The 19,453-nt window shown below is 34.4% G+C and carries 24 protein-coding genes; 17 read left to right on the forward strand and 7 right to left on the reverse strand.

The genetic code is table 11. The features are described 5' to 3' along the window. Positions 1–71: 71 nt before the first annotated feature. Entirely contained in the window at positions 72–488 is a 417-nt protein-coding gene (gene arr, locus KHA95_RS04065; protein WP_213136219.1) for an NAD(+)--rifampin ADP-ribosyltransferase, read from the reverse strand. Positions 489–621: 133 nt separating this feature from the next. After that, the gene (locus KHA95_RS04070) at positions 622–1,311 is read right to left on the reverse strand and encodes a YjjG family noncanonical pyrimidine nucleotidase (RefSeq protein WP_213136220.1); all 690 of its coding nucleotides are present in this window, start codon (positions 1,309–1,311) and stop codon (positions 622–624) included. 267 nt (positions 1,312–1,578) lie between these two features. Between KHA95_RS04070 and KHA95_RS04075 the strand changes: the two genes are divergently transcribed. From KHA95_RS04075 to KHA95_RS04105, 7 genes are all read left to right on the forward strand, one after another. After that, positions 1,579–1,812, forward strand: a complete 234-nt coding sequence (locus KHA95_RS04075) for a hypothetical protein (protein ID WP_213136221.1) — start codon at positions 1,579–1,581, stop codon at positions 1,810–1,812. Between the two features lie 296 nt (positions 1,813–2,108). Continuing rightward, positions 2,109–2,954: a pentapeptide repeat-containing protein gene (locus KHA95_RS04080; RefSeq protein WP_213136222.1), complete on the forward strand. Its 846-nt coding sequence runs from the start codon at positions 2,109–2,111 to the stop codon at positions 2,952–2,954. A gap of 423 nt (positions 2,955–3,377) precedes the next feature. Continuing rightward, positions 3,378–3,710 (forward strand): magnetosome magnetite crystal formation protein family, encoded by a 333-nt coding sequence (locus KHA95_RS04085; protein WP_213136223.1) that lies wholly within the window; start codon positions 3,378–3,380, stop codon positions 3,708–3,710. Positions 3,711–3,750: 40 nt separating this feature from the next. Then, positions 3,751–4,518 carry a MerR family transcriptional regulator gene (locus tag KHA95_RS04090; RefSeq protein ID WP_213136224.1) on the forward strand — a complete coding sequence of 256 codons (768 nt, stop codon included), beginning with the start codon at positions 3,751–3,753 and terminating at the stop codon, positions 4,516–4,518. Positions 4,519–4,560: 42 nt separating this feature from the next. Next, complete coding sequence (locus KHA95_RS04095) at positions 4,561–4,773, forward strand: hypothetical protein (RefSeq protein ID WP_213136225.1); 213 nt, start codon at positions 4,561–4,563, stop codon at positions 4,771–4,773. 203 nt (positions 4,774–4,976) lie between these two features. Further along, positions 4,977–5,663, forward strand: a complete 687-nt coding sequence (locus KHA95_RS04100) for a DUF3995 domain-containing protein (RefSeq protein ID WP_213136226.1) — start codon at positions 4,977–4,979, stop codon at positions 5,661–5,663. Positions 5,664–6,201: 538 nt separating this feature from the next. Then, on the forward strand, positions 6,202–7,326 hold the full coding sequence (locus KHA95_RS04105; RefSeq protein ID WP_213136227.1) for a GGDEF domain-containing protein: 1,125 nt from the start codon (positions 6,202–6,204) through the stop codon (positions 7,324–7,326). Between the two features lie 447 nt (positions 7,327–7,773). Here the strand turns inward: KHA95_RS04105 and KHA95_RS04110 are convergent, their stop codons facing one another. Further along, positions 7,774–8,406, reverse strand: coding sequence for a LysE family translocator (locus KHA95_RS04110; protein ID WP_213136228.1), 633 nt, complete (start codon positions 8,404–8,406; stop codon positions 7,774–7,776). A gap of 177 nt (positions 8,407–8,583) precedes the next feature. After that, positions 8,584–9,135, reverse strand: a complete 552-nt coding sequence (locus KHA95_RS04115) for a helix-turn-helix domain-containing protein (RefSeq protein WP_213136229.1) — start codon at positions 9,133–9,135, stop codon at positions 8,584–8,586. 98 nt (positions 9,136–9,233) lie between these two features. Here KHA95_RS04115 and KHA95_RS04120 point away from each other — a divergent pair, with 98 nt between their 5' ends. Together KHA95_RS04120 and KHA95_RS04125 are read left to right on the forward strand one after the other, a co-directional pair. Further along, entirely contained in the window at positions 9,234–9,959 is a 726-nt protein-coding gene (locus tag KHA95_RS04120) for an AzlC family ABC transporter permease (protein ID WP_213136230.1), read from the forward strand. Beyond that, the gene (locus tag KHA95_RS04125) at positions 9,956–10,279 is read left to right on the forward strand and encodes an AzlD domain-containing protein (RefSeq protein WP_213136231.1); all 324 of its coding nucleotides are present in this window, start codon (positions 9,956–9,958) and stop codon (positions 10,277–10,279) included. The genes KHA95_RS04120 and KHA95_RS04125 overlap by 4 nt, the downstream gene beginning before the upstream one ends. A 182-nt stretch (positions 10,280–10,461) precedes the next feature. Here KHA95_RS04125 and KHA95_RS04130 read toward each other — a convergent pair whose 3' ends face one another. Then, positions 10,462–10,956: a GNAT family N-acetyltransferase gene (locus tag KHA95_RS04130; RefSeq protein ID WP_213136232.1), complete on the reverse strand. Its 495-nt coding sequence runs from the start codon at positions 10,954–10,956 to the stop codon at positions 10,462–10,464. Between the two features lie 426 nt (positions 10,957–11,382). Here KHA95_RS04130 and KHA95_RS04135 point away from each other — a divergent pair, with 426 nt between their 5' ends. From KHA95_RS04135 to KHA95_RS04145, 3 genes are all read left to right on the forward strand, one after another. Further along, complete coding sequence (locus tag KHA95_RS04135) at positions 11,383–11,592, forward strand: hypothetical protein (RefSeq protein ID WP_249316577.1); 210 nt, start codon at positions 11,383–11,385, stop codon at positions 11,590–11,592. A 255-nt stretch (positions 11,593–11,847) separates the two neighbouring features. Continuing rightward, positions 11,848–12,126 (forward strand): ArsR/SmtB family transcription factor, encoded by a 279-nt coding sequence (locus KHA95_RS04140; protein ID WP_213136233.1) that lies wholly within the window; start codon positions 11,848–11,850, stop codon positions 12,124–12,126. Between the two features lie 80 nt (positions 12,127–12,206). After that, on the forward strand, positions 12,207–12,590 hold the full coding sequence (locus KHA95_RS04145; protein WP_213136905.1) for a VOC family protein: 384 nt from the start codon (positions 12,207–12,209) through the stop codon (positions 12,588–12,590). A 116-nt stretch (positions 12,591–12,706) separates the two neighbouring features. Here the strand turns inward: KHA95_RS04145 and KHA95_RS04150 are convergent, their stop codons facing one another. Together KHA95_RS04150 and KHA95_RS04155 are read right to left on the reverse strand one after the other, a co-directional pair. After that, the gene (locus KHA95_RS04150) at positions 12,707–13,573 is read right to left on the reverse strand and encodes a Cof-type HAD-IIB family hydrolase (RefSeq protein WP_213136234.1); all 867 of its coding nucleotides are present in this window, start codon (positions 13,571–13,573) and stop codon (positions 12,707–12,709) included. A 1-nt stretch (position 13,574) separates the two neighbouring features. After that, entirely contained in the window at positions 13,575–14,351 is a 777-nt protein-coding gene (locus KHA95_RS04155; RefSeq protein ID WP_213136235.1) for a DeoR/GlpR family DNA-binding transcription regulator, read from the reverse strand. 1,024 nt (positions 14,352–15,375) lie between these two features. On the opposite strand from KHA95_RS04155, the gene KHA95_RS04160 reads away from it, so the two are divergent. The 5 genes from KHA95_RS04160 (at position 15,376) to KHA95_RS04180 (ending at position 19,384) form a co-directional block, all read left to right on the forward strand. Then, on the forward strand, positions 15,376–15,747 hold the full coding sequence (locus KHA95_RS04160; RefSeq protein WP_213136236.1) for a GntR family transcriptional regulator: 372 nt from the start codon (positions 15,376–15,378) through the stop codon (positions 15,745–15,747). Between the two features lie 5 nt (positions 15,748–15,752). Beyond that, the gene (locus tag KHA95_RS04165; protein WP_213136237.1) at positions 15,753–16,619 is read left to right on the forward strand and encodes an ABC transporter ATP-binding protein; all 867 of its coding nucleotides are present in this window, start codon (positions 15,753–15,755) and stop codon (positions 16,617–16,619) included. Then, positions 16,612–17,217 (forward strand): ABC-2 transporter permease, encoded by a 606-nt coding sequence (locus tag KHA95_RS04170; RefSeq protein WP_213136238.1) that lies wholly within the window; start codon positions 16,612–16,614, stop codon positions 17,215–17,217. Before KHA95_RS04165 ends, KHA95_RS04170 begins: the two co-directional genes overlap by 8 nt. 301 nt (positions 17,218–17,518) lie before the next feature. Next, entirely contained in the window at positions 17,519–17,968 is a 450-nt protein-coding gene (locus KHA95_RS04175) for a GNAT family N-acetyltransferase (RefSeq protein ID WP_249316579.1), read from the forward strand. A 408-nt stretch (positions 17,969–18,376) separates the two neighbouring features. Continuing rightward, entirely contained in the window at positions 18,377–19,384 is a 1,008-nt protein-coding gene (locus tag KHA95_RS04180; RefSeq protein ID WP_213136239.1) for an NADPH:quinone oxidoreductase family protein, read from the forward strand. Positions 19,385–19,453: the final 69 nt, after the last annotated feature.

Consider the following 19,453-nt stretch of genomic DNA (forward strand, 5'->3'; position numbering starts at 1 on the left):
TGGGTCAGGGCAGCGTGCAAAAGCAAATTGATTTTTGGTTTCTTAAATCATTTTCTTATAGATTTTATGGATTAATCGTATATTACAGCTTTTCCTTGTTCACGTAATTTTTTTAAAGATGTAAGCATATGATTTATCTCTTCATCGGAATGTCTTTCCCATGAACCTAATTCAGCTATTATTTTTAAAGGAGATTTAGACCTGTAAGAACGTGTTGGGTTTCCCGGAAATCTTTTGTCTGTTAAGTTCGGATCGTTTTCAAAATCACCTAATGGTTCTACAATATAAATTCTTTCTTTTGTTTTAGATGTTGCCAATTCAGCACCCCATTTAGCGGCATCTAATGTGGCAGTAAAATATATATAGTTCGATTTTTTATCTTGGTAATTTGATAAGTGGTGCGGTTCTAATAATTCTCCAACTTTTAGTTCTGCTTTAGTACCATGAAAAAAAGGACCATTATCTAAGAGATCTTTTTTGTCATTCATACTGATACACCCCTTATATTTTTAGACTTGCTTGTGTATAGCAGTATAGTACAGGAACTACAAAAAGAGTAGTCTATGATTAATTTACAAATAGTAATATAATGTAATTAGAGGGAATGATGTCGAACGGCAATTACCTAATTATTATCCCTAACAGGCTTTCTAATTTATTGATTTCGTAAGTAGGTTTTAAAGATGTATTATTTTCCTTATACTCGGAATTGAACCAACATGTATCAATACCATAGTTAATTCCACCTTGAATATCAGAAGTCAACGAGTCGCCCACAATTAATACGTTGGATTTTTCTGTAATTTGTAGCTTATTAAAAGCATAATCAAAAATTCCCTTTTGTGGTTTTTGGAATCCAGTGGATTCAGAGATAATAATATGTTCAAATGTACTTTTTAACGGTGAATTATTAATTCTTGATGTTTGTACATCAGTGTAACCGTTCGTAATAATTGCTAGACGTTTATGCGAAAGATCGCTAATGACTTTTTCAGCTCCTTGAATGAGATGTGTTTGTTCTCCAAGAAATCCTAAATAATCTTGATTGAATACAACTGCGTCTATATCAAGTTTATGCTCTAAAAATAATCTCCTAAATCTCTCTGAACCTAGTTCAACAAGGTTCATTTTTCCATTTTCTAAATCTCTCCACAACACTTTACTAATTTCTTGGTAACTCTTTTTGTATAGCTTTAAGCTATTAAATAAATTATATTTATCAAAGACTTTATTAAAAGCTTCTTGCTCCGATTTAGCAAAATCAAAGAGTGTGTCATCTATATCAAAAAATATAATATCGTAATTTTTCATTTTATCCCTCTATTTTCTAATTGTGTAAGCTTAAAAATTATCTAATTTCTATAAACTTTTTTCTCCAATAAAATTGTTTATTCAAGTATAGAGCTCATGTCTTAATCAAACTTTATTCTAAAGCTATATTGTTGAGAGACAATAACTTTGTTACATTTATAATAAAATCATTTGATAAACGAACTTCAAATATTTTTCTGTAATAATGGTAACATACAATATTATGCTTTTAAAATGATAGACACAAAAAGTAAGGTGGTATTAAGGATGATTTTGACCCCATATCAACAATTGGTGTTACATGTATTATCCGCTGAGTGGCAGACACCGATACAGCTTGTTAATCAGATTCCGAAAGAATCGGGTAATTTATCCGACGTACAACAGGCACTTAAAGATCTTTTACATGAAGGATTGGTTCAAGTCAATCCAGTTGTTTTGGGGATGTACAGATTAACTTCTGATGGCACTGCCACCAAGGCGGATCTGCTTGAAAAATAATGATTGACGAAATCTGATGTATTTTCTGTTCATTATTCCAATCTTAAAACGGAGCAATGTAGGTTTCAGAATCCGGAATTAAACAATCTTATTGTCACTAGTCAGTTTTTTGTGGTTTTGAAAACCGATTATTAGCAAGATGAACCGAAATTTCCTATCTCTATAAAGAAGGGATTTCGGTTTTTCTTTTGGATTAAGAAGCTATTAGGTGATAATTCAGTTATTCAATTAAAGAGGTAGATTGTGAAACCGTGGTGTACAATAGAATTAAGAAATCTCTATTAGAGGGTATAAAAATGTATAATGAAACAGCTAAAAACATTAGAAAAAGTTTGAAAGCCGATTGTTCGAAATGCTTTGGACTATGCTGCACAGCACTTAATATTGTAGCATCAAGTGATTTTGCAATAAATAAACCTGCTGGGAGACCTTGTCCCAACTTACAAAAAGATTTCAGGTGTAAAATTCATACGAATCTAAGAGATAAAGGATTTAAGGGATGTACAGTGTTCGATTGTTTAGGTGCTGGTCAAAAAGTTTCTCAAGACACTTTTAACGGGCAAAGTTGGCAGGAACAACCTGAAATTGCTAAAAGAATGTTTAGTGTATTTCCTGTCATGGAACAGCTATATGAAATGATTGCATTTATCGCTGAAGCATTAACTTATCATATCTCACATTCATTGCAGGAACAGTTAAATAAACAACTTGAAAAGTTACAGGCAATGACGGATATGGACGCAGATAAACTATTGTCACTAGATATGATAAGTTGTCGAATGCCTGTAAACGAGTTACTTTTAGAAACAAGTGAATATATCCGAAGTGAGCTAAGCTCAAAAGTTTTTATGATTAAAAAAGGAAAACAGTGCAGAGGTGTTGATTGGGTTGGCAAGAATTTAAAAGGTAAGGATTTAAGAACGATTGATTTAAGAGGAGCTTATTTAATCGCTGCGGATTTACGAAACTCGGATCTAAGGGGTGTTGATTTCATTGGAGCGGATTTGCGTGATGCAAATTTGAGTGGTGCGAATCTTTCTACAAGTATGTTTCTAACGCAAATGCAAATTAACTCAGCTAAAGGCAACGATAAAACAATATTACCTGTGCACATTCAACCACCATCTCATTGGATGAACTGAACTTATTCAATTAAAAGGCACTATCGTGAAACAACATTGGTAGAAAATAATTAAACTTAATAGAGATAGGTTTAACGTAATTGAAGCATTACGTAAATTTTGCGTATCCACCTCTTCTAAAAAGAATTGGGGAACGTTGTCAATGCTAGTGATACCAAAGCTTTACATACACTTAAACTCCAGGAATTAGCATAATAGTTAGTGATTTGACATATGGCGGGAATTTTTATATCGCAAATTCTTATACAGGTCATGGTCTTTGCATACTCCATTTTGATTAATCTTTATTCAAAATGGTTTTTTGTGTTGGTAACAATGCCTTTTATTTTTTGTGCTTGAATCTCCAGTTGCGTCACCTTTTATAATCAATGTAGTTACTCAAATTAAAAAGTAACTACAAAATAAATGATGGAGGTTGATGATATGAAAAGAGAAAGTTTGTTAAAGAGGATAGGGGCAAGCTCAATGCATCTATTCTCGTTATTGCTTACTTTTGTTTTACCTATATTGGTATACTTAGGGACGAAGGATAGAAATAAATATTTTGCAGATCATGCAAAAGAGGGGATGAATCTTCACTTTACTTTTTTCCCAATCTTTTTAATTTTAAATTTAGTTTCCCTAAAATGGAGTGTGGTATCTGTTTTTTCTTATGGCCTTATTATCCTTGAAACCATATTGATCCTAATTGCAGTCATTTATACTTTAAAGGGAAAAAAGTTTTCTTACCCTGTTATTCGTTATTTTAAAGTTTGAAAGATAGATATAAGTAGATAAAAACAGGAGGTGAGGAGATATGTCGGAAAAAGGGATGTTTACTATTGGAGAATTAATGCAAAAGTCTGGTGTCAGTATTAGAACTCTTCGATATTATGACAGTATCGATTTACTTAAACCAAGTGATTATACAGAGGGGGGACATAGACTTTATTCAAAAGAGGATTTATCTATCCTTCAAAAAATTAAATCCTTGCAGTTTCTCGGCCTTTCCCTAAAAGATATCAAAAACATGCTCCAAAAAAACTCTGTTACGGGTGCAGCAGTATTGAAGTCCTTAAACGATCAAAAACAGTTATTTGAAGCAAAAAAACTTGAAATCAATACTATTTTATCTGATTTAAACCATCTCATTGAAACAATAGAGGATGAGGAAATTATCAATATTCATATATTTTGTGCGATGCTTCAAAAATTAATATTTAAAGAAGATACACAAAAATGGTTTGAAGATCATTTTTCTAAAGATATAAAAGATGATTTATTTAATATAGATAAGTCGGAGGAAATTGATCTAGATAAAAAATGGACGAAAATTTTATCTGAAATCAAACAATTAACGTTTACTGAAAACACACCGTCTTCTAAGGAATCACAAGAAACAATTGAATCACTAATGCTGCTTATGAATGTAACTATGAAAGGGAATTTGGATTTGATTTCAGAAAAGCTACCATCCACGGAACCTTTTCCATTCCCTAATCCTTTTACCGAAAAGGAGCAGGAGTTTTTAAAAGAAGCAATGGAAATTTATCAAAAAGATCATTTATCGAATTCACCAGATTAGTATTTTGAGACTATATGAGTTGAAGTTAAGATGTTCATTAAAATGATTTTAACAGAAGATACCTTGTTGAATGGAGTGAAAGGCGGCGACTCCTGGGGGATTAGCAGCAAGCGCGAGACCCCACAGGAGCGCAGCGACGAGGAGGCTCGCGTGCTGCCCCCCGGAAAGCGTCCGCCTGGAACGGAAATCAACGGTGTTTACTTTCTGCATTGTATGTATGTTATTTATTTCAGCCTATATAGTATTTTAATTTAATGGCTACATTTTCAAAAATTATTAAAAGGTATTTGTGCGATGAACCGATTTAATTATATTATTTAATTATATCTAGCATAATTCCCTATCATTAAAGACTCTTCATACAAAGCAGACTCGGGCACATCCCCAGTATAAGGACTAACATCCTTAAGTTTAAGACTTACACAAAGCTCTCTAATACACTGTCGAGGTGATTATTAGTGAATTCGAACCTGTCGTCAAACCCCTTGCAATCAAAATCAATCATTTGGGCTGGCGGCGCTGTTTTTGTCTGGTCCTTTGCCTATATGCTGCCACATCTCTATTGGGCATTAGGTGGAAGAATGGGGCTATCTTTACTAAAACCTGGCGTGGCTGCATCCTCCCAGTTTGAACTGATTAATTGGATCTCGTTACCAATTTTTATTGTTGCTGGTCTTGTAGGTCTTGGTTTCATTTATTTAGGAAAAAGTAAAATTCTTCACTCTTTGTTATTTGCCATATCTGCATTAGGGTGTTCAATTGCCACTTCTCATGGCATTTTTGGTATTATCTATCGTGTCTTGCAAATTACAGGTGTGATTGGCTTGGAGAGTCGATCATTTAATATTCGTGATGATATGTACGTGGTGTGGGATTTGGTCATTTTCGAACCGTGGTTTTTGATTGAAGGCATTTTACTTGCCGTTGCAGGATGGTGTTCTTTGAAAGGGGGACGGAGCAGGATGGTGTTCTTTGAAAGGGGGACGGAGCAGGAAGGTTTGGCTTGCGGTGTGTATATTTGGCGTCATAGTTGGGTTGGTCACAGGGATGATGGGTGTGCGATTTGCATAGTTCATATGTTACAGATTTCGAGTGAGATTGTTATTATAGAAGGAAATACCGTAATATGTCTATTATCGAGTTAATTGCAGTGATTGAACAAACAAATGCCAGAGTTAAATAACTACGATCCTGCTTCAACCATTGATCTTAAGCATCCGGATCCATTAGTTGAGTTTCTGTCATTGCATTTTATATTCTCCATGGTCAGAATAAAAAATTGAAAAGAAACGCAATGAGGGGAGCTAGTTTCAAAACGAATATAAAGCAGAAAAAAATCGTATGGAAATCGTTATCTTTATATATTCAAAGCTACATATATTTGTCAACCTTGTAACTCGCAAAAAGGACCGGAAGCGTATGTCGGCATGCCATTCGGTTCTTTTTTAATGGCATAAAAATACGACGAATATTAATATCTAATTCACAAAAAAGAAATGAAAACTATATTGGTGAATTGAAGATCCTAAAAAGGCTTGGAAATAAGGAAAACATTCTCTCATTTATGTGATTACCTTATTCAAGAGAAGGTTTTTTTTGAAGAGATTGATCGGGAATTGTATCGAAAATAAATAACTCTCAAATATAAGCTAATAATATGCTATTCTTTTATTGGTGATAAAAATGATTATTCGGGACTTTTTTGTAAACTTAACTATACTTGTCTCACTTTTATTTTTATATTCTCAGATTTCTAGTAAGTTTCCTTTGACTTCTAAATCTCCAATGAAGGTAAAGATATTTACAGGTGTTTTGGGAGGCTTGCTAAGTATTATTCTTATGCAATTTAGTATTGAAATTGATGCTACAATCGTGGATTTAAGGCATATTCCTACCATTTTACTCGCTTACTATGGCGGAGCAATACCTGCATTCATTGCAATGATTTTGACGATAATGGGAAGGTTTTTCGTTTCTGCCAATATAGCCTCTTATTTTGCGGTTATTACTAGTGTATCGGGGACTATATTTGCGATCCTTTTTTCAAAAATCAATTGTTCAAGAAATGTGAAGATCATTTCAATCATCACATTTAACAATTTGGTGTTTACCTTTGTATTTAGTTATCTTATTTATGACCTTATTACGATTTTAAAAGTAATGCCAATATATTGGTTTGCTTCATATGTATCTGCTTTTTTATCGTTTTATATTTTAAGATATATACGTAAAAGTCAAAGGCTCTTTAATAAATATCAGACAGAGTCTATAACGGATAGTTTAACAGGTTTGAATAATGTAAGAAAATTTGATGAGGTTTTCAACCATTTAATTAGTGAGTTAAAAATTAATGAGCAAAAATTATCACTTCTTTATATCGATATTGATTTTTTTAAGCGTGTAAACGATATCTATGGCCATTCAGAAGGTGATGTTGTACTAAAAGAATTAGGATTAAGACTTAAAAATAATACAAGAGCTTTTGATATTGTCAGTCGTAATGGCGGAGAAGAATTTACAGCAATTCTATTAGATTGCCCTCTAAGTAGAGCTGTTGAAATAGCCGAAAGAATAAGGGGAAATGTAGAAAATAAACCTTTTATATTGAACTCAGGTAAAAAGCTTAATCTTACCGTTTCCATTGGGGTTGCTTCTTATCAAGAAACAACAAATGATCCTCTTATATTAATTGAAGATGCCGACAAAGCGTTATACGATGCAAAGCAATCCGGCAGAAATAAAGTGTGTATCACACCAACCAACGTAAGTTTTAATGAAAAACAGATAATATCTAATAAACTTCACTAAAAATATCTTTTTAGATTATGAGTCTGCTTCCTGTGCACACCCATGTCTCGAAAAAAATGCATTACCCAAAGTAACTTTAGGCAATGCATTTTTCGCTTGGATTATATTTTACTCGTCCATATTTCATATATTATTGCCGGAAAAGATAGCTTGATTTGCTTGCTACATTATTTAATTTGAAACGAGTGTTCATTGGTGGGGGAAGGGCATTGAATTGGTCTTAGCTTTAAAGTGCTCTTGTTGATGAGATTAGTATGGTGATGGCACCTATTGCGGATGGATATGATGCTCAAAGTTTAATTATCTTATCAAAAGAAAACCATTTTCGTTCCTTGTCATTGAAGTGAAACCGTTGGAAGAGGGACGGTTTAGTTACCTTGTAGAATATAGTTTATCGAAAAAGTTTCGACAGCCTGAGCATTGCATACCATTGCCCGATGTTCTTTATCATGCTGGTTTTGTTTGTAATAATTTAATCCCCATTGCAATAAAGACAATTCCTGATAATTTATTTAAAACAATAGAAACTTTAAAATTACCTCTTAATTTTTTTGTGGCCAATGACGAGAAATAGGCAGTGATTAAACACCATATTCCACCTGTTAAAGTAAAGGTAAGTCCTAAGATAATAAAAGGTGTTGGTGTTGAAACACTCGAATGAGTATGAATAAATTGCGGCAGAAAGGCTAAGAAAAACAAAGCAACCTTTGGATTCGTCACATTTGTTATCATACCTTGCAGGAATATTTTTTTATTGCTCTGTTTTGGTAATGGTTGTTGTTCTTTTGTCTCATTTTTTATAATTATCATTTTCATGCCTAAGTAAGCTAAGTAGATAGCACCTGCGATTTTAATTAAATTAAATAAAAAAGTCGACTGCATTAATATGACCGATAATCCAAATGCAGCTAAAAATGTATGTACTACGATACCAGCGGAAATGCCAAGGGCTGAATAAATTCCCGCCATTCTGCCCTGGGAAATACTTCTACTAATGATGTACATTGTATCTGTACCAGGTGTTAAATTTAATAAGATTGCTGTAAGTAAAAATACTTCGAAGTTTATAATTCCCAACAAATTCACACCCTTCTCATTATCTACGCGTTTTATCGCGGACTCTTATGTCAAAAGCTCAGAAATCACAGTATAATACAAATTTGTGTTGGGTCCAAGCCCTTATCAAATAAGATTTTAATCTGTTTTATAATCAAATATGCGTACTGTAAAGTCTTTAATAACAATTAGAGCTAGATATTAATCGGGATAAAAGATAATAATATAGAATCTAACGAGCTCATCAGAAGAATTTATATAAATGTGTTCCGTATTTGCATTAAATTTAATCGTTTCATCCGTGTTTAATTCAAACCTCTCACCTTGAATGTCAAGCGTAAGTGTTCCTCGTTGTGTAAGTACATATTCCTCGCCTGTATGTTTTTCAGATAGATGACTAAAACCAGGCTTTAAGTCGACAGTGAAAATTTCAAATTTTTTTTCTGGATGAAAGGGGAAGAGAGAATATACATGATAATTTCCATCATTATCAATTACTGGATTAAGTTCATTGATATTTATTTTTTCAATTTGTGGTTTATCATCTTCTTTTAAAAAACCCGAAAAAGACACTTGTAATCCATTTGCAATTTTCCAAAGAGTGGTGACAGTTGGATTCGATTTTCCATTTTCTATTTGAGCTAACATCGCCTTACTAACGCCAGTTAGTTCCGACATGCTATCTAAGCTTAATCCTCGCTTTTTTCTCAATTTGGCAAGATTATTTGCTATAACCTCTTGAATGAATTCCATAAAAATCTCCTTGACTCTATTTTGTATTCATTATAACATACATACAAACGCCATAACAGACAGATATTTATTATAACATACAAAAAGGTGAGGGAATAATGAATGAATTAGCATATAAAATACATAAGGAAGAAAAGCTCTCTACTTTTTCTCAAGGGGTAAAAGATTGCGTTCCAACTTTAATTGGCTACATCAGTATTGGGCTTGCCATGGGGATTGTTGGTGCATCATCCAATCTAAGTATATTTGAAATTACGCTTTTATCGGTATTCGTTTATGCTGGTGCATCCCAGTTTATTATTTGTGCATTGTTAGTGGCAGGAAGTCCGATTTCAGTCATTGTCTTTACAACTTTCATTGTAAATTTACGCCATTTTTTATTAAGTATGGCATTAGCTCCGCACTTTACAAAATATTCTTTAATGAAAAATATCGGGATTGGAGCGCTTGTAACAGATGAGTCATTTGGTGTAGCGGCTAGTAAAATTGCTAAAAGAGTACCTTTAAATGACAAATGGATGAATGGTTTAAATATTACCGCATATTTATTCTGGATTTTATCTTGTATGTTGGGAGCTATCTTTGGTAAATGGATTTCAAATCCAGAAGTATTTGGTTTAGATTTTTCATTAACAGCAATGTTTTTAGCATTACTTGTATTGCAATTACAAAACATGGATCAAGGTAAATTGAAGTTTTATCTATCATTAATTGTTTATGTTGTTCTATTGATGTTGATTTTCTGTATGTTTGTTCCATCTTACATTGCGATTCTCTTATCGACAATCATTGCTGCAACGATTGGAGTGGTAAAAGACAAATGAGTATCAATTTATCCATTTTATTAATCATTTTAGGGTGTGCCGTTGTAACCTTTATTCCGAGAGTGATTCCATTTATAGTGATAAGAAATATACAGCTACCGAAGATAGTAGTCAAATGGCTTTCTTACATTCCGATTTGTATTTTTGCTGCACTTATTGTTGATAGCTTTATCATTCAAGGACAATCATTACTATCCATTGATTGGAGTACTCTTGTTGCTATTATACCAACACTGATCGTAGCTATATGGACGAAGAGTTTGTCCATTACAGTGATAGTAGGAATCGTATGTATGGCTGCAATTAGATTTTTGTTCTAATGGAGCGAATCATAATAGTTGGGACATTAGTAAGGACCATGGGGGAAAAGAACTTAATCTTGATCCAATCGTAAAATCAACCCAAAGTCGGACTGAATCCAATGGTGATCCAGTCTTTTTTCTTTTGTCCAACCTTTCCAATTCATGGCCAATAAGAATTTATACCATTATCTGATTCAAGGTTAAATGATCTTCCTTAACTTAACCATATTGTACCAGCGTATTCCTCCATGTTGTGATTCGGACATGCCATGGTTAACAAATCCAAATCTTTCATAAAAAGAAACTAAATCCTGTTTACACGTTAACGTGATTCCTTCTCTTTCATTTTCTACGACTAGCTCTTCCAACTTTTCAATCAAAAGCTTTGCAATTCCTTGATTTCTATCCTGTTTGGACACGGCCAATCCTAAAACACTTTGAAATCCTCCACTTTTCGGATTCTCTTTGATTTTCTCAAAAAGATCATCTGTTATATAAGGTTGATCAATGATCGGTCCATTAACATAACCAAGGATTTTTCCTTGCTTTTCAGCCACAATAAATGTATCAGGTATTAATTGAATCCTTTCCACAAATGCTTCTCGCGTGGCAGCTTCTTCCATTGAAAATCCCTCATTCTCAATAATTAACATCTGTTCTAAATCTGCAGAACGAACATTTCTTATAGAAATCATCTTGTCTATAACCTCTTTTCTATCGATAGGTTTATTATCCTTTTCAATAGTTATTTTTTCAACTCGTCTGGTCGTTGGACAGTAAGTAAAACTTTATGAATATGTAGAGTAAGGATTCCAAGTGATTAATAAAATACTGCCAAAGCTCTCACATTTAATGACCATAGTGCTGAATATAATTTTTTATAGGGAAATTGAAGGAGTTAGATGATGAGCAGATGTTGGAAATTAAGTTTGATAATAACAAAATTTAAAGATAATATGATCATAAAGGATTGTTTTTTCTGACAAATTAGGATGCGTTTATGTGCAACATGAAATCGCACATAACATAAAATGAAACTGCTATAAGTCCAGAATAGATAGTGATACTCATGGGATTGAAAATGTACTACAAATAATTATAAATAGGGGGGAGGATTAGGTATGAAAAGCTCAAGAGACAACACTAAAGTTTTAATAGATAGTTTAATTCCATTGGGAATGATTTTTGGTGGCGCTATCGGTGTACTTTTCGGCATGTTTTTCAAACCTAGCGTTCTAGTATTTACAATTAGTATAGGAAGTGGAATAGGCTATTTATTTGGAACTATTGCTTATGCGATTATAGTAAAGAAGGAAGATCATAGTTTGTGAATATGAATAACAGAAACGATATTAAAAGTATGATGTGTATTAATATACTGCGTTTGGCTGATATTGATAAGTACGGATACAATTGCATTAATGAAAGCTACTAGCATGAAAAACTAAAATTACCAGTTTACCTCATAAAAAACGTGTATAGATATGATTTAACTTGTTATGAGTGCACAATTCGATTCCTAAATTAGGCAACTATTCAGTTGCTTATATTTGACATGCAACCTTAAAGTTGCTTATGATCGATCTATGAATGGGAATAAAGATGTTATATTCAAAGCACTTGGTGACTCGACGCGACGACTAATATTAGACGAACTTTCCGAACGTAATGAGCAAACGCTATATGAACTTACAGTACGCCTGATTACTAAGCATGAACTTTCCATTTCACGACAGGCGATCGCTAAACATCTTTCTGTATTGGAAGAGGCAGGACTTGTAAAATCCAAACGAAAGGGAAGATATCGGGTACTAATATTCCAAAACGAACCACTTAAAAATTTGCTGAAAGGATGGCTAGAGTAATATTATTAGGAAAAATTTGATGAATGTATGTTTTTCTGAGCGAAGCCAGATAATGCAACTATTAAGGGAGGTAAAACATGATGAAAATCATTGTTACAAGTATCTTCGTAGAAGACCAAGATAAGGCGCTAGAATTTTATTCAGATACACTGGGATTTGTAAAAAAGCATGACGTTCCGACAGGAGAATATAGGTGGATAACGCTTGTTTCTTCTGAGGATCAAAAAGGGACCGAGCTTTTACTTGAGCCGAATAACCATCCAGCAGCAAAAGAGTATCAAGAGAAGTTATTTGCTGAAGGCATCCCGGTAACCATGTTTGGCGTTGCTGATATTCAAGCAGAGTACAAACGATTAGTGGAAAAAGGCGTGAAGTTTACGATGGAGCCGACAAAAATGGGAGAAATGACAATAGCTGTCTTCGATGATACATGCGGCAACCTGATTCAAATCATTCAGCAGTAATTTTATGTACGGGTCAAGTAATAGAATGAAGCTTATAGTAATAGTAAAACCCACATTGTCACGCCACTTTTTGTGTTACGCCAATGTGGGTTTTGCTTATGTTTTTTAGGTAAATATTACAACGTACTCCGTAGTAAAGAGTAAATAAAATGAGCTACTCCGTCATCACTGTTTGTTAGCGTGATTTCCTGGCAGGCATTCCTAATTTCCTCTGGTGCATTTGCCATGGCGGCGCTTCTTCCAGCAATTCGAAGCATAGATAAATCATTAAAGTTATCACCAACCGCAGCCGTATCCACTAGATCCAATTCTAATCTTTTAGTCAGTATCTCTAAGGCAATTCCTTTTGATGCTTTTATGTGTTCGAATTCAAAGTTATGCTCAGCGGAAGTGACCATTGTAACATCTTTCATATTTTTAAATTGTGCCTTTCCTTTTTGGAGTTTTTCTTCATCAAATGAAAAGGCAAGAATGTTATAAACATCAACATTCGTGTTGATCAGGTCATTATAAGATGAAATAAAGGAAAATCCGCTTTGGCTGTATTGCTTCTCAGCAGCTTTTATGAGTTGTTCATTGCTTACTTCTGGATTTGCGCTTTTCATTCTGTCCATTTCAATGGCTAATAGTTCCCGACCGTTCTGTGGAGTGAATATGGAATCATTACTGAAAACTTCATAATAGTATTGTTCTTGCTCTAGCCAGTTCAAAATTTGGAATGCATCTTGCTGATTGATCGAAACAGAATGGAACAGTTCACCATTTGGCTGATGAATGGTTGCTCCATTGGCCCCGATGATCCAGGTTTTTAAGCCAGTATCTTTAAAAATGGTTTGGACGTCAAAATGGGCCCTCCCAGTAGCAATAACGACTTCAACCCCATTGGCTTGGGCAAACTCGAGTGCTTCTAAATTTTTCTTACTAATTTGGTTTTCTTCATTTAGTAATGTACCATCCAAATCGATAGCAATTAATTCTACCATCTTATTCATCCTCCTCTTCCAAATCAGCTGTTAAAAGTTCAACATTGTTTTTACGCAACAGCTCTCTAAACTCCTTTTGAGGAGCGCGGTCTGTGATCAGAAGATCGATATCCCGTAAGTCCGCAAAACGGAAAAAACCTGTGAGTCCTACTTTTGTATGATCGGCTAATGCGATCACTTGCTTTGCTTGCTGAATCATTTTTCGTTTGACGAGACCATCCTCTTCATGAGCGATTGTTAAGCCATTTTCCGATATTCCTATAACTCCGATAAACACTTTATCTACATAGTATTCTGATAGCTTTTCTGAAACGGCGGAACCGTAAAGAAAACGGTGCTCTTTTTGAAGTGTACCTCCTAGAAGTTGGATATTGATATCTGACTTAGAGGATAGTACTTCAGCTTGGTTAATTGAATTGGTAATAATCGTACACTCCATGTTTTCGATTTGTTCCGCACATGCTTGAACGGTTGTCGAGGCATCCAAGATCACTTTATCACCTGGATAAATGAATGATGCAGCCTTATTTCCAATCATCTTTTTCTCTTCCGTTACCGTATTTAAGCGATTAATATAGCTTTTAACTTCATTATGAACAGGTGGGAGGATCGCACCACCTCGTGTTCTCACAATGCGTTTTTCTTCTTCTAGTTTGACAAGATCTCTTCTAGCCGTGTCTCTAGATACATCAAAAAGAGAGCAGATTTGTTCAGCAGTAATCCGTTTATGCTTTTTGAGAAAATCGATAATTAATTCCAATCTTTCTTCTTGATACAAAAAATTCACCTGCTTATTAAGTGTTTGTAAGTAATTATACGCAATTTAAGTGAAAGTGTCAATAATCTATAAGTGTTAGTAAGTATTGTTGCTTTTTTAGAATCATTAAATAACAACCCCTAATCATTCCCCTAATATATGAAGATTTCAAAAGTACCTGCTTTGATCGCAAGCAGAGATTTTTCCCATGTTTCATATTCATTCATTTTAAATATGACTGACAGTTTGCGACTTTCGAAATTCGATGCATAGTTCTAATTAAATAATGCAGAACAGTGGGGTAAAATATATGAAATTTTAGGATTAAAATCGTTTAAAAGGTTACTGCTTAGATTAGCGAGGAAAAGAAAAAACGAGTCCTATTTAATGATAATTTTTGAATATATTTCCAAAAGAAGGAATAATCGAATTTGAGAATAAATCTAAAAAAGTGAAAGAAGTCACGTCATTATAGCAATAATAATCTTACTTTATCAGATCAGGATTTTTATTTTTTTGATGGAATTTTAGATATTATATTTCTATTATTCTTTACTGCATTGAATGTCATAATAAATATTTATCCAATTTTTCTACAAAGATATAATCGAATTAAGAGAGTCCTTGAAAAAATGGAGTCGATAGAAAAAAGTGATAATTGTTAAAGATTAGAGTTAGTTGCTGAAACGGGAGAGTTACTAAAATATGAATGATATTCGGTATCAATAAAAATGGTTGCGCGATATCATATGCATGTATATGATGTATATATAGTATATATACATTATTCAAGACACGAGTTTAGCGATCAAAATTTAATAATTAATCAACATGAAGTAAAGGGGGAAGCTGAATTCAAAAGTAAGCCAAAGAAAAAATGCTCCATTCTCTTCCAGTTAGCTGGATTAGATAGTATAAAGCGGATTTTGGAGTCGAAGCGCTTTACTGAACAGATCACTTCTTATTCCTAACCACTTACTACCAATTAGGTGATTGCTATTGTGATTCAAATGCGTTTTCAAAAAAGGAAAGTAGAGGGATTGGCATGCAAATCATTATTTCCAACAGTTCAAAGGAGCCGATTTATGAACAAATTACGAATCAAATGAAAGCATTGATTTTATCAGGTGAATTAAAGGAAGGAGACGCAATCCCTTCCATGCGAAATCTCGCAAAGGATTTACAAATTAGTGTGATTACGACGAAACGTGCTTATGAGGAATTGGAGAAAGCAGGATTTATCTATTCCATTGTCGGCAAAGGATCTTTTATCGCAGAGCAAAATTTAGAGGTGATAAAGGAGAAGAAACTGAAGGTCATAGAGGAGCAGCTGAGTGCAGTCATAGCGAATAGCAGGGAAATCGGCCTTTCAATAGATGAGTTACAACAATTGTTGCAGATTTTATCTGAGGAGTGAAATGAATGGAAAACGTGGTCGAATTAAAAAATGTAACGAAGAAATTCAAAGATTTTTCCGTTGAAAATATAGATTTACAAGTGAAGCAAGGCTTTGTCACAGGATTCATCGGAGCGAATGGAGCTGGCAAGTCGACAACGATAAAAATGATGATGAATTTATTAAGACCAGATGCTGGCCAGGTTAAGCTTTTCGGATTGGACTACAAAACGCATGAGAAAGAGATTAAGGAGCGCATTGGGTTTGTCTACGATGGCAATGTATTTTTTCAAGGACTGAACTTAAAAGATATCAAACGTATCGTAGCACCAGCTTATAAACAGTGGGATGATCGATTATTTTATCGATACATTGAACAATTCGAATTACCGCTTAACAAGGCGATTAAAACATTCTCAAAAGGGATGCAAATGAAGGCTTCATTGGCATTAGCTTTATCACATCATGCTGAGCTAATCATTATGGATGAGCCAACAGCTGGCTTAGACCCGATTTTTAGACGAGAGCTATTGGTTCTTTTACAGGAATTAATGCTTAATAGCAATCGGACGATTTTCTTTTCTACGCATATAACAACGGATTTAGATCGAATTGCAGATTATATTGCTTTCATACAAAAGGGGGAATTAGTTTTTAATCATTCCATTCACGATGTAGCTGAAAACTATGCTCTTGTTAAAGGAGGATTGGATCTTCTCGATAGAGACACAGAAAAAGCCTTTATTCGTATACACCGTGCACCAACAGGGTTTGAAGCATTGACGGATAATTTTCAAGCAGTGAAGGATACATTTGGAGATTCAGTCATCATTGAACAAGCATCACTGGACGATATTATGTATTACTACAAAGGGGGCATACAGCATGCTTAATTTAATTAGACGCGATGCCATATTGCAGAAAAGGCAGTTAGTTATTGGTATTCCTTTTATATTATTTTTTATCGTTATGGGGGCTCCTCCAGTTGTAACTTTTCTCGTTGCCGGTATTTTTATTCCCTTAAATGCTTTTGGGTACGATGAAAAAGCAGAGACGAATATTTTATTAAATTCCTTACCTTACACACGTAAGGAAATTATTGCATCACGCTATCTTGGTGCGATTGTCTATATGTTTTTATCTATTGGGGTGACAAGTTTAGCATTATTTGTTTTCAATAAACCTTTTACGATCACAGATATCGCGATTGGCAGTGGCTTATTCTTATTATTTGCTGCGCTTACGTTTCCTCTATTTTACATATTAAAACCAGGCTATATTACAACAGCTGTTCTTATTAGCTTTGTTCTTTTAACATGGATCGCACGGCCTGTAATATGGTTTATTACTGAACACTTACCAGCAATTACTGAGTTTATTATGAATATATCTGCTCCGACTTTATATATGGGTGTGACAATCGTTCTCATGGTCATCTATGTGATTTCTTGGGGAATCACTACTATGATCTACCAGCGAAAAGCGTTCTAATCAGGCTCTTTGTAGTAGCAAAAAAGTTAAGTCACCTCGAAGTGATATAGAGTGAAAACCAGCATATTCTTTTTTGATGTAAGTTTAGATGTAAAATGGGAATTAGATTTTTTCTAACAATCGAGTGCACATAATGAATAAGTCAATGTATCTGTTAATCGGGTCATATTGTGAAAAAATAACGGTGTAGTTTAGTTCAACAACTAGTATGATAAAAGTGAAACGAAAGAAACTGGGGAGAGAGCTAATGAATATTCGTATTTTAAATGAGTCTGATGCTCAGCTATACCAAAAATGACGATTGAGTGGATTAAAAGTCAACCCGGAAGCATTTGGTTCAACATATGAGAGGGAAGTGAAATTCCCACTAGAAACTGTTGTAGAGCGATTAAAACCAACTAAAGACAAATTTGTTATAGGTGCTTTTGCTGATAATGGTTCGTTAGTTGGAAGCGTAACTTTTATGCGTGAAAACAGCCTTAAAACTAGTCATAAAGGGAATATTTTCGGGATGTATGTAGCACCAGATTTTCGAGAGCAGTGTTTAGGAAAATCACTTATGGTTGAACTTATAAGGAGGGCGAAAAATTGTGATGGTTTGGAACAAATAAACTTAACTGTTGTATCTGAAAATGACTCCGCAAAAAAGTTATACAAGTCAGTGGGATTTGAAGTCTATGGCGTAGAACGGAGTGCCCTGAAATTTAACGGGCAGTATTTTGACGAAGATTTGATGGTTCTATATATCTAACTGGTGCTATTTAATAGATTTTTCGCATTCTCCATATTTCAGCAATGAGGTGCTATTTCGGGATGCAGTTGTGCTCTTTTTATGTATCGGGCGCTTACCATGAACATCTGAGCTTTCATTTTGGCGAATTCATACATGCCGCACAATAAGTGAATGGACTAGCTTATGCACATGAAAAACTTACCGCAAAGAACTAATTTCATCAGTATACTAATCTAAGTTTTTAAAATATTTGTACTCACAAGGAGATTCATATAAAGGATTAACATTTAGTGTTGCAAAAATCAGTTTTAGATTTCAAACAAAAGTATGCAGGTTAGCATATTAGGTCCAATGGTTTTCGTATAGTTTATTTCTTGTATAATTAATTTAATAAGATATTTCCATAATCGAAAGGAGTAAATAACTATGATGCAACCATTTGATGCACTCACTGTAAATAAACAAGAAGATCAATTTTCTGTGAAACTTCAAAAACTAACCCTTCAAGATTTGCCAGAAGGAGAGGTATTGATTCGCGTCCATTATTCTGGTGTGAACTATAAAGATAGTCTCGCTACTATTCCTAATGGTAACATCGTCAACACCTATCCATTTGTACCGGGAATTGACTTAGCGGGAGTCGTCATTTCATCTGAAGATCCTCGATTTCAAGAAGGTGACGAGGTTATTGCCACTAGCTATGAGATTGGTGTTTCCCATTATGGGGGATATAGTGAATATGCTCGTATCCCAGCTAAGTGGATTGTTCCACTTCCAAAAGCGATGACGTTAAAGGAAGCAATGATTATCGGAACAGCTGGTTTTACTGCAGCATTGTCCATTCAACGACTAGAAGAAAATAGTGTTTCACCAGAAAAGGGAGCGGTACTTGTCACAGGTGCAACTGGTGGTGTTGGTAGCTTTGCTGTCTCTATCCTCTCAACTCTAGGTTATCAAGTGGAAGCAAGTACAGGGAAAGAATCTGAACATGAGTATTTAAAAAAACTTGGAGCGTCTTCAATTGTTTCACGCGACGAGGTATTTAGTGGGAAAATCAAAGCATTAGGTAAACAAAAATGGGCAGCTGCCGTCGATCCAGTTGGTGGCGAACCATTGGCATCTCTATTAAGTCAAATCATGTATGGCGGTTCAGTTGCAATGAGTGGATTAACAGCAGGGACAAAGCTCCCGACAACCGTCTTCCCCTTTATTTTACGAGGGATAAATTTACTAGGAATCGATTCTGTTTATTGCCCCATGGAAACACGATTGAAAGTGTGGAATCGTTTAGCAACAGAATTCAAGCCAGCAAACTTAGAACAATTTATTCAACAAGAAATAACACTTCAGCAACTTCCAGATGTTCTACCAACTTTATTGAAAGGTCAAGCAAGAGGAAGAACACTTGTAAATATGGCAGAAGGAGAACGATAAATAAATTTTGTCCCCTTTTAATTGTTAGCAAATTATAACCCTGTTTTTACTCCATTAAGCGCCGTAGAT

This window comes from Bacillus sp. FJAT-50079, assembly GCF_018343515.1.
GTDB lineage: Bacteria > Bacillota > Bacilli > Bacillales > Bacillaceae_C > Lederbergia.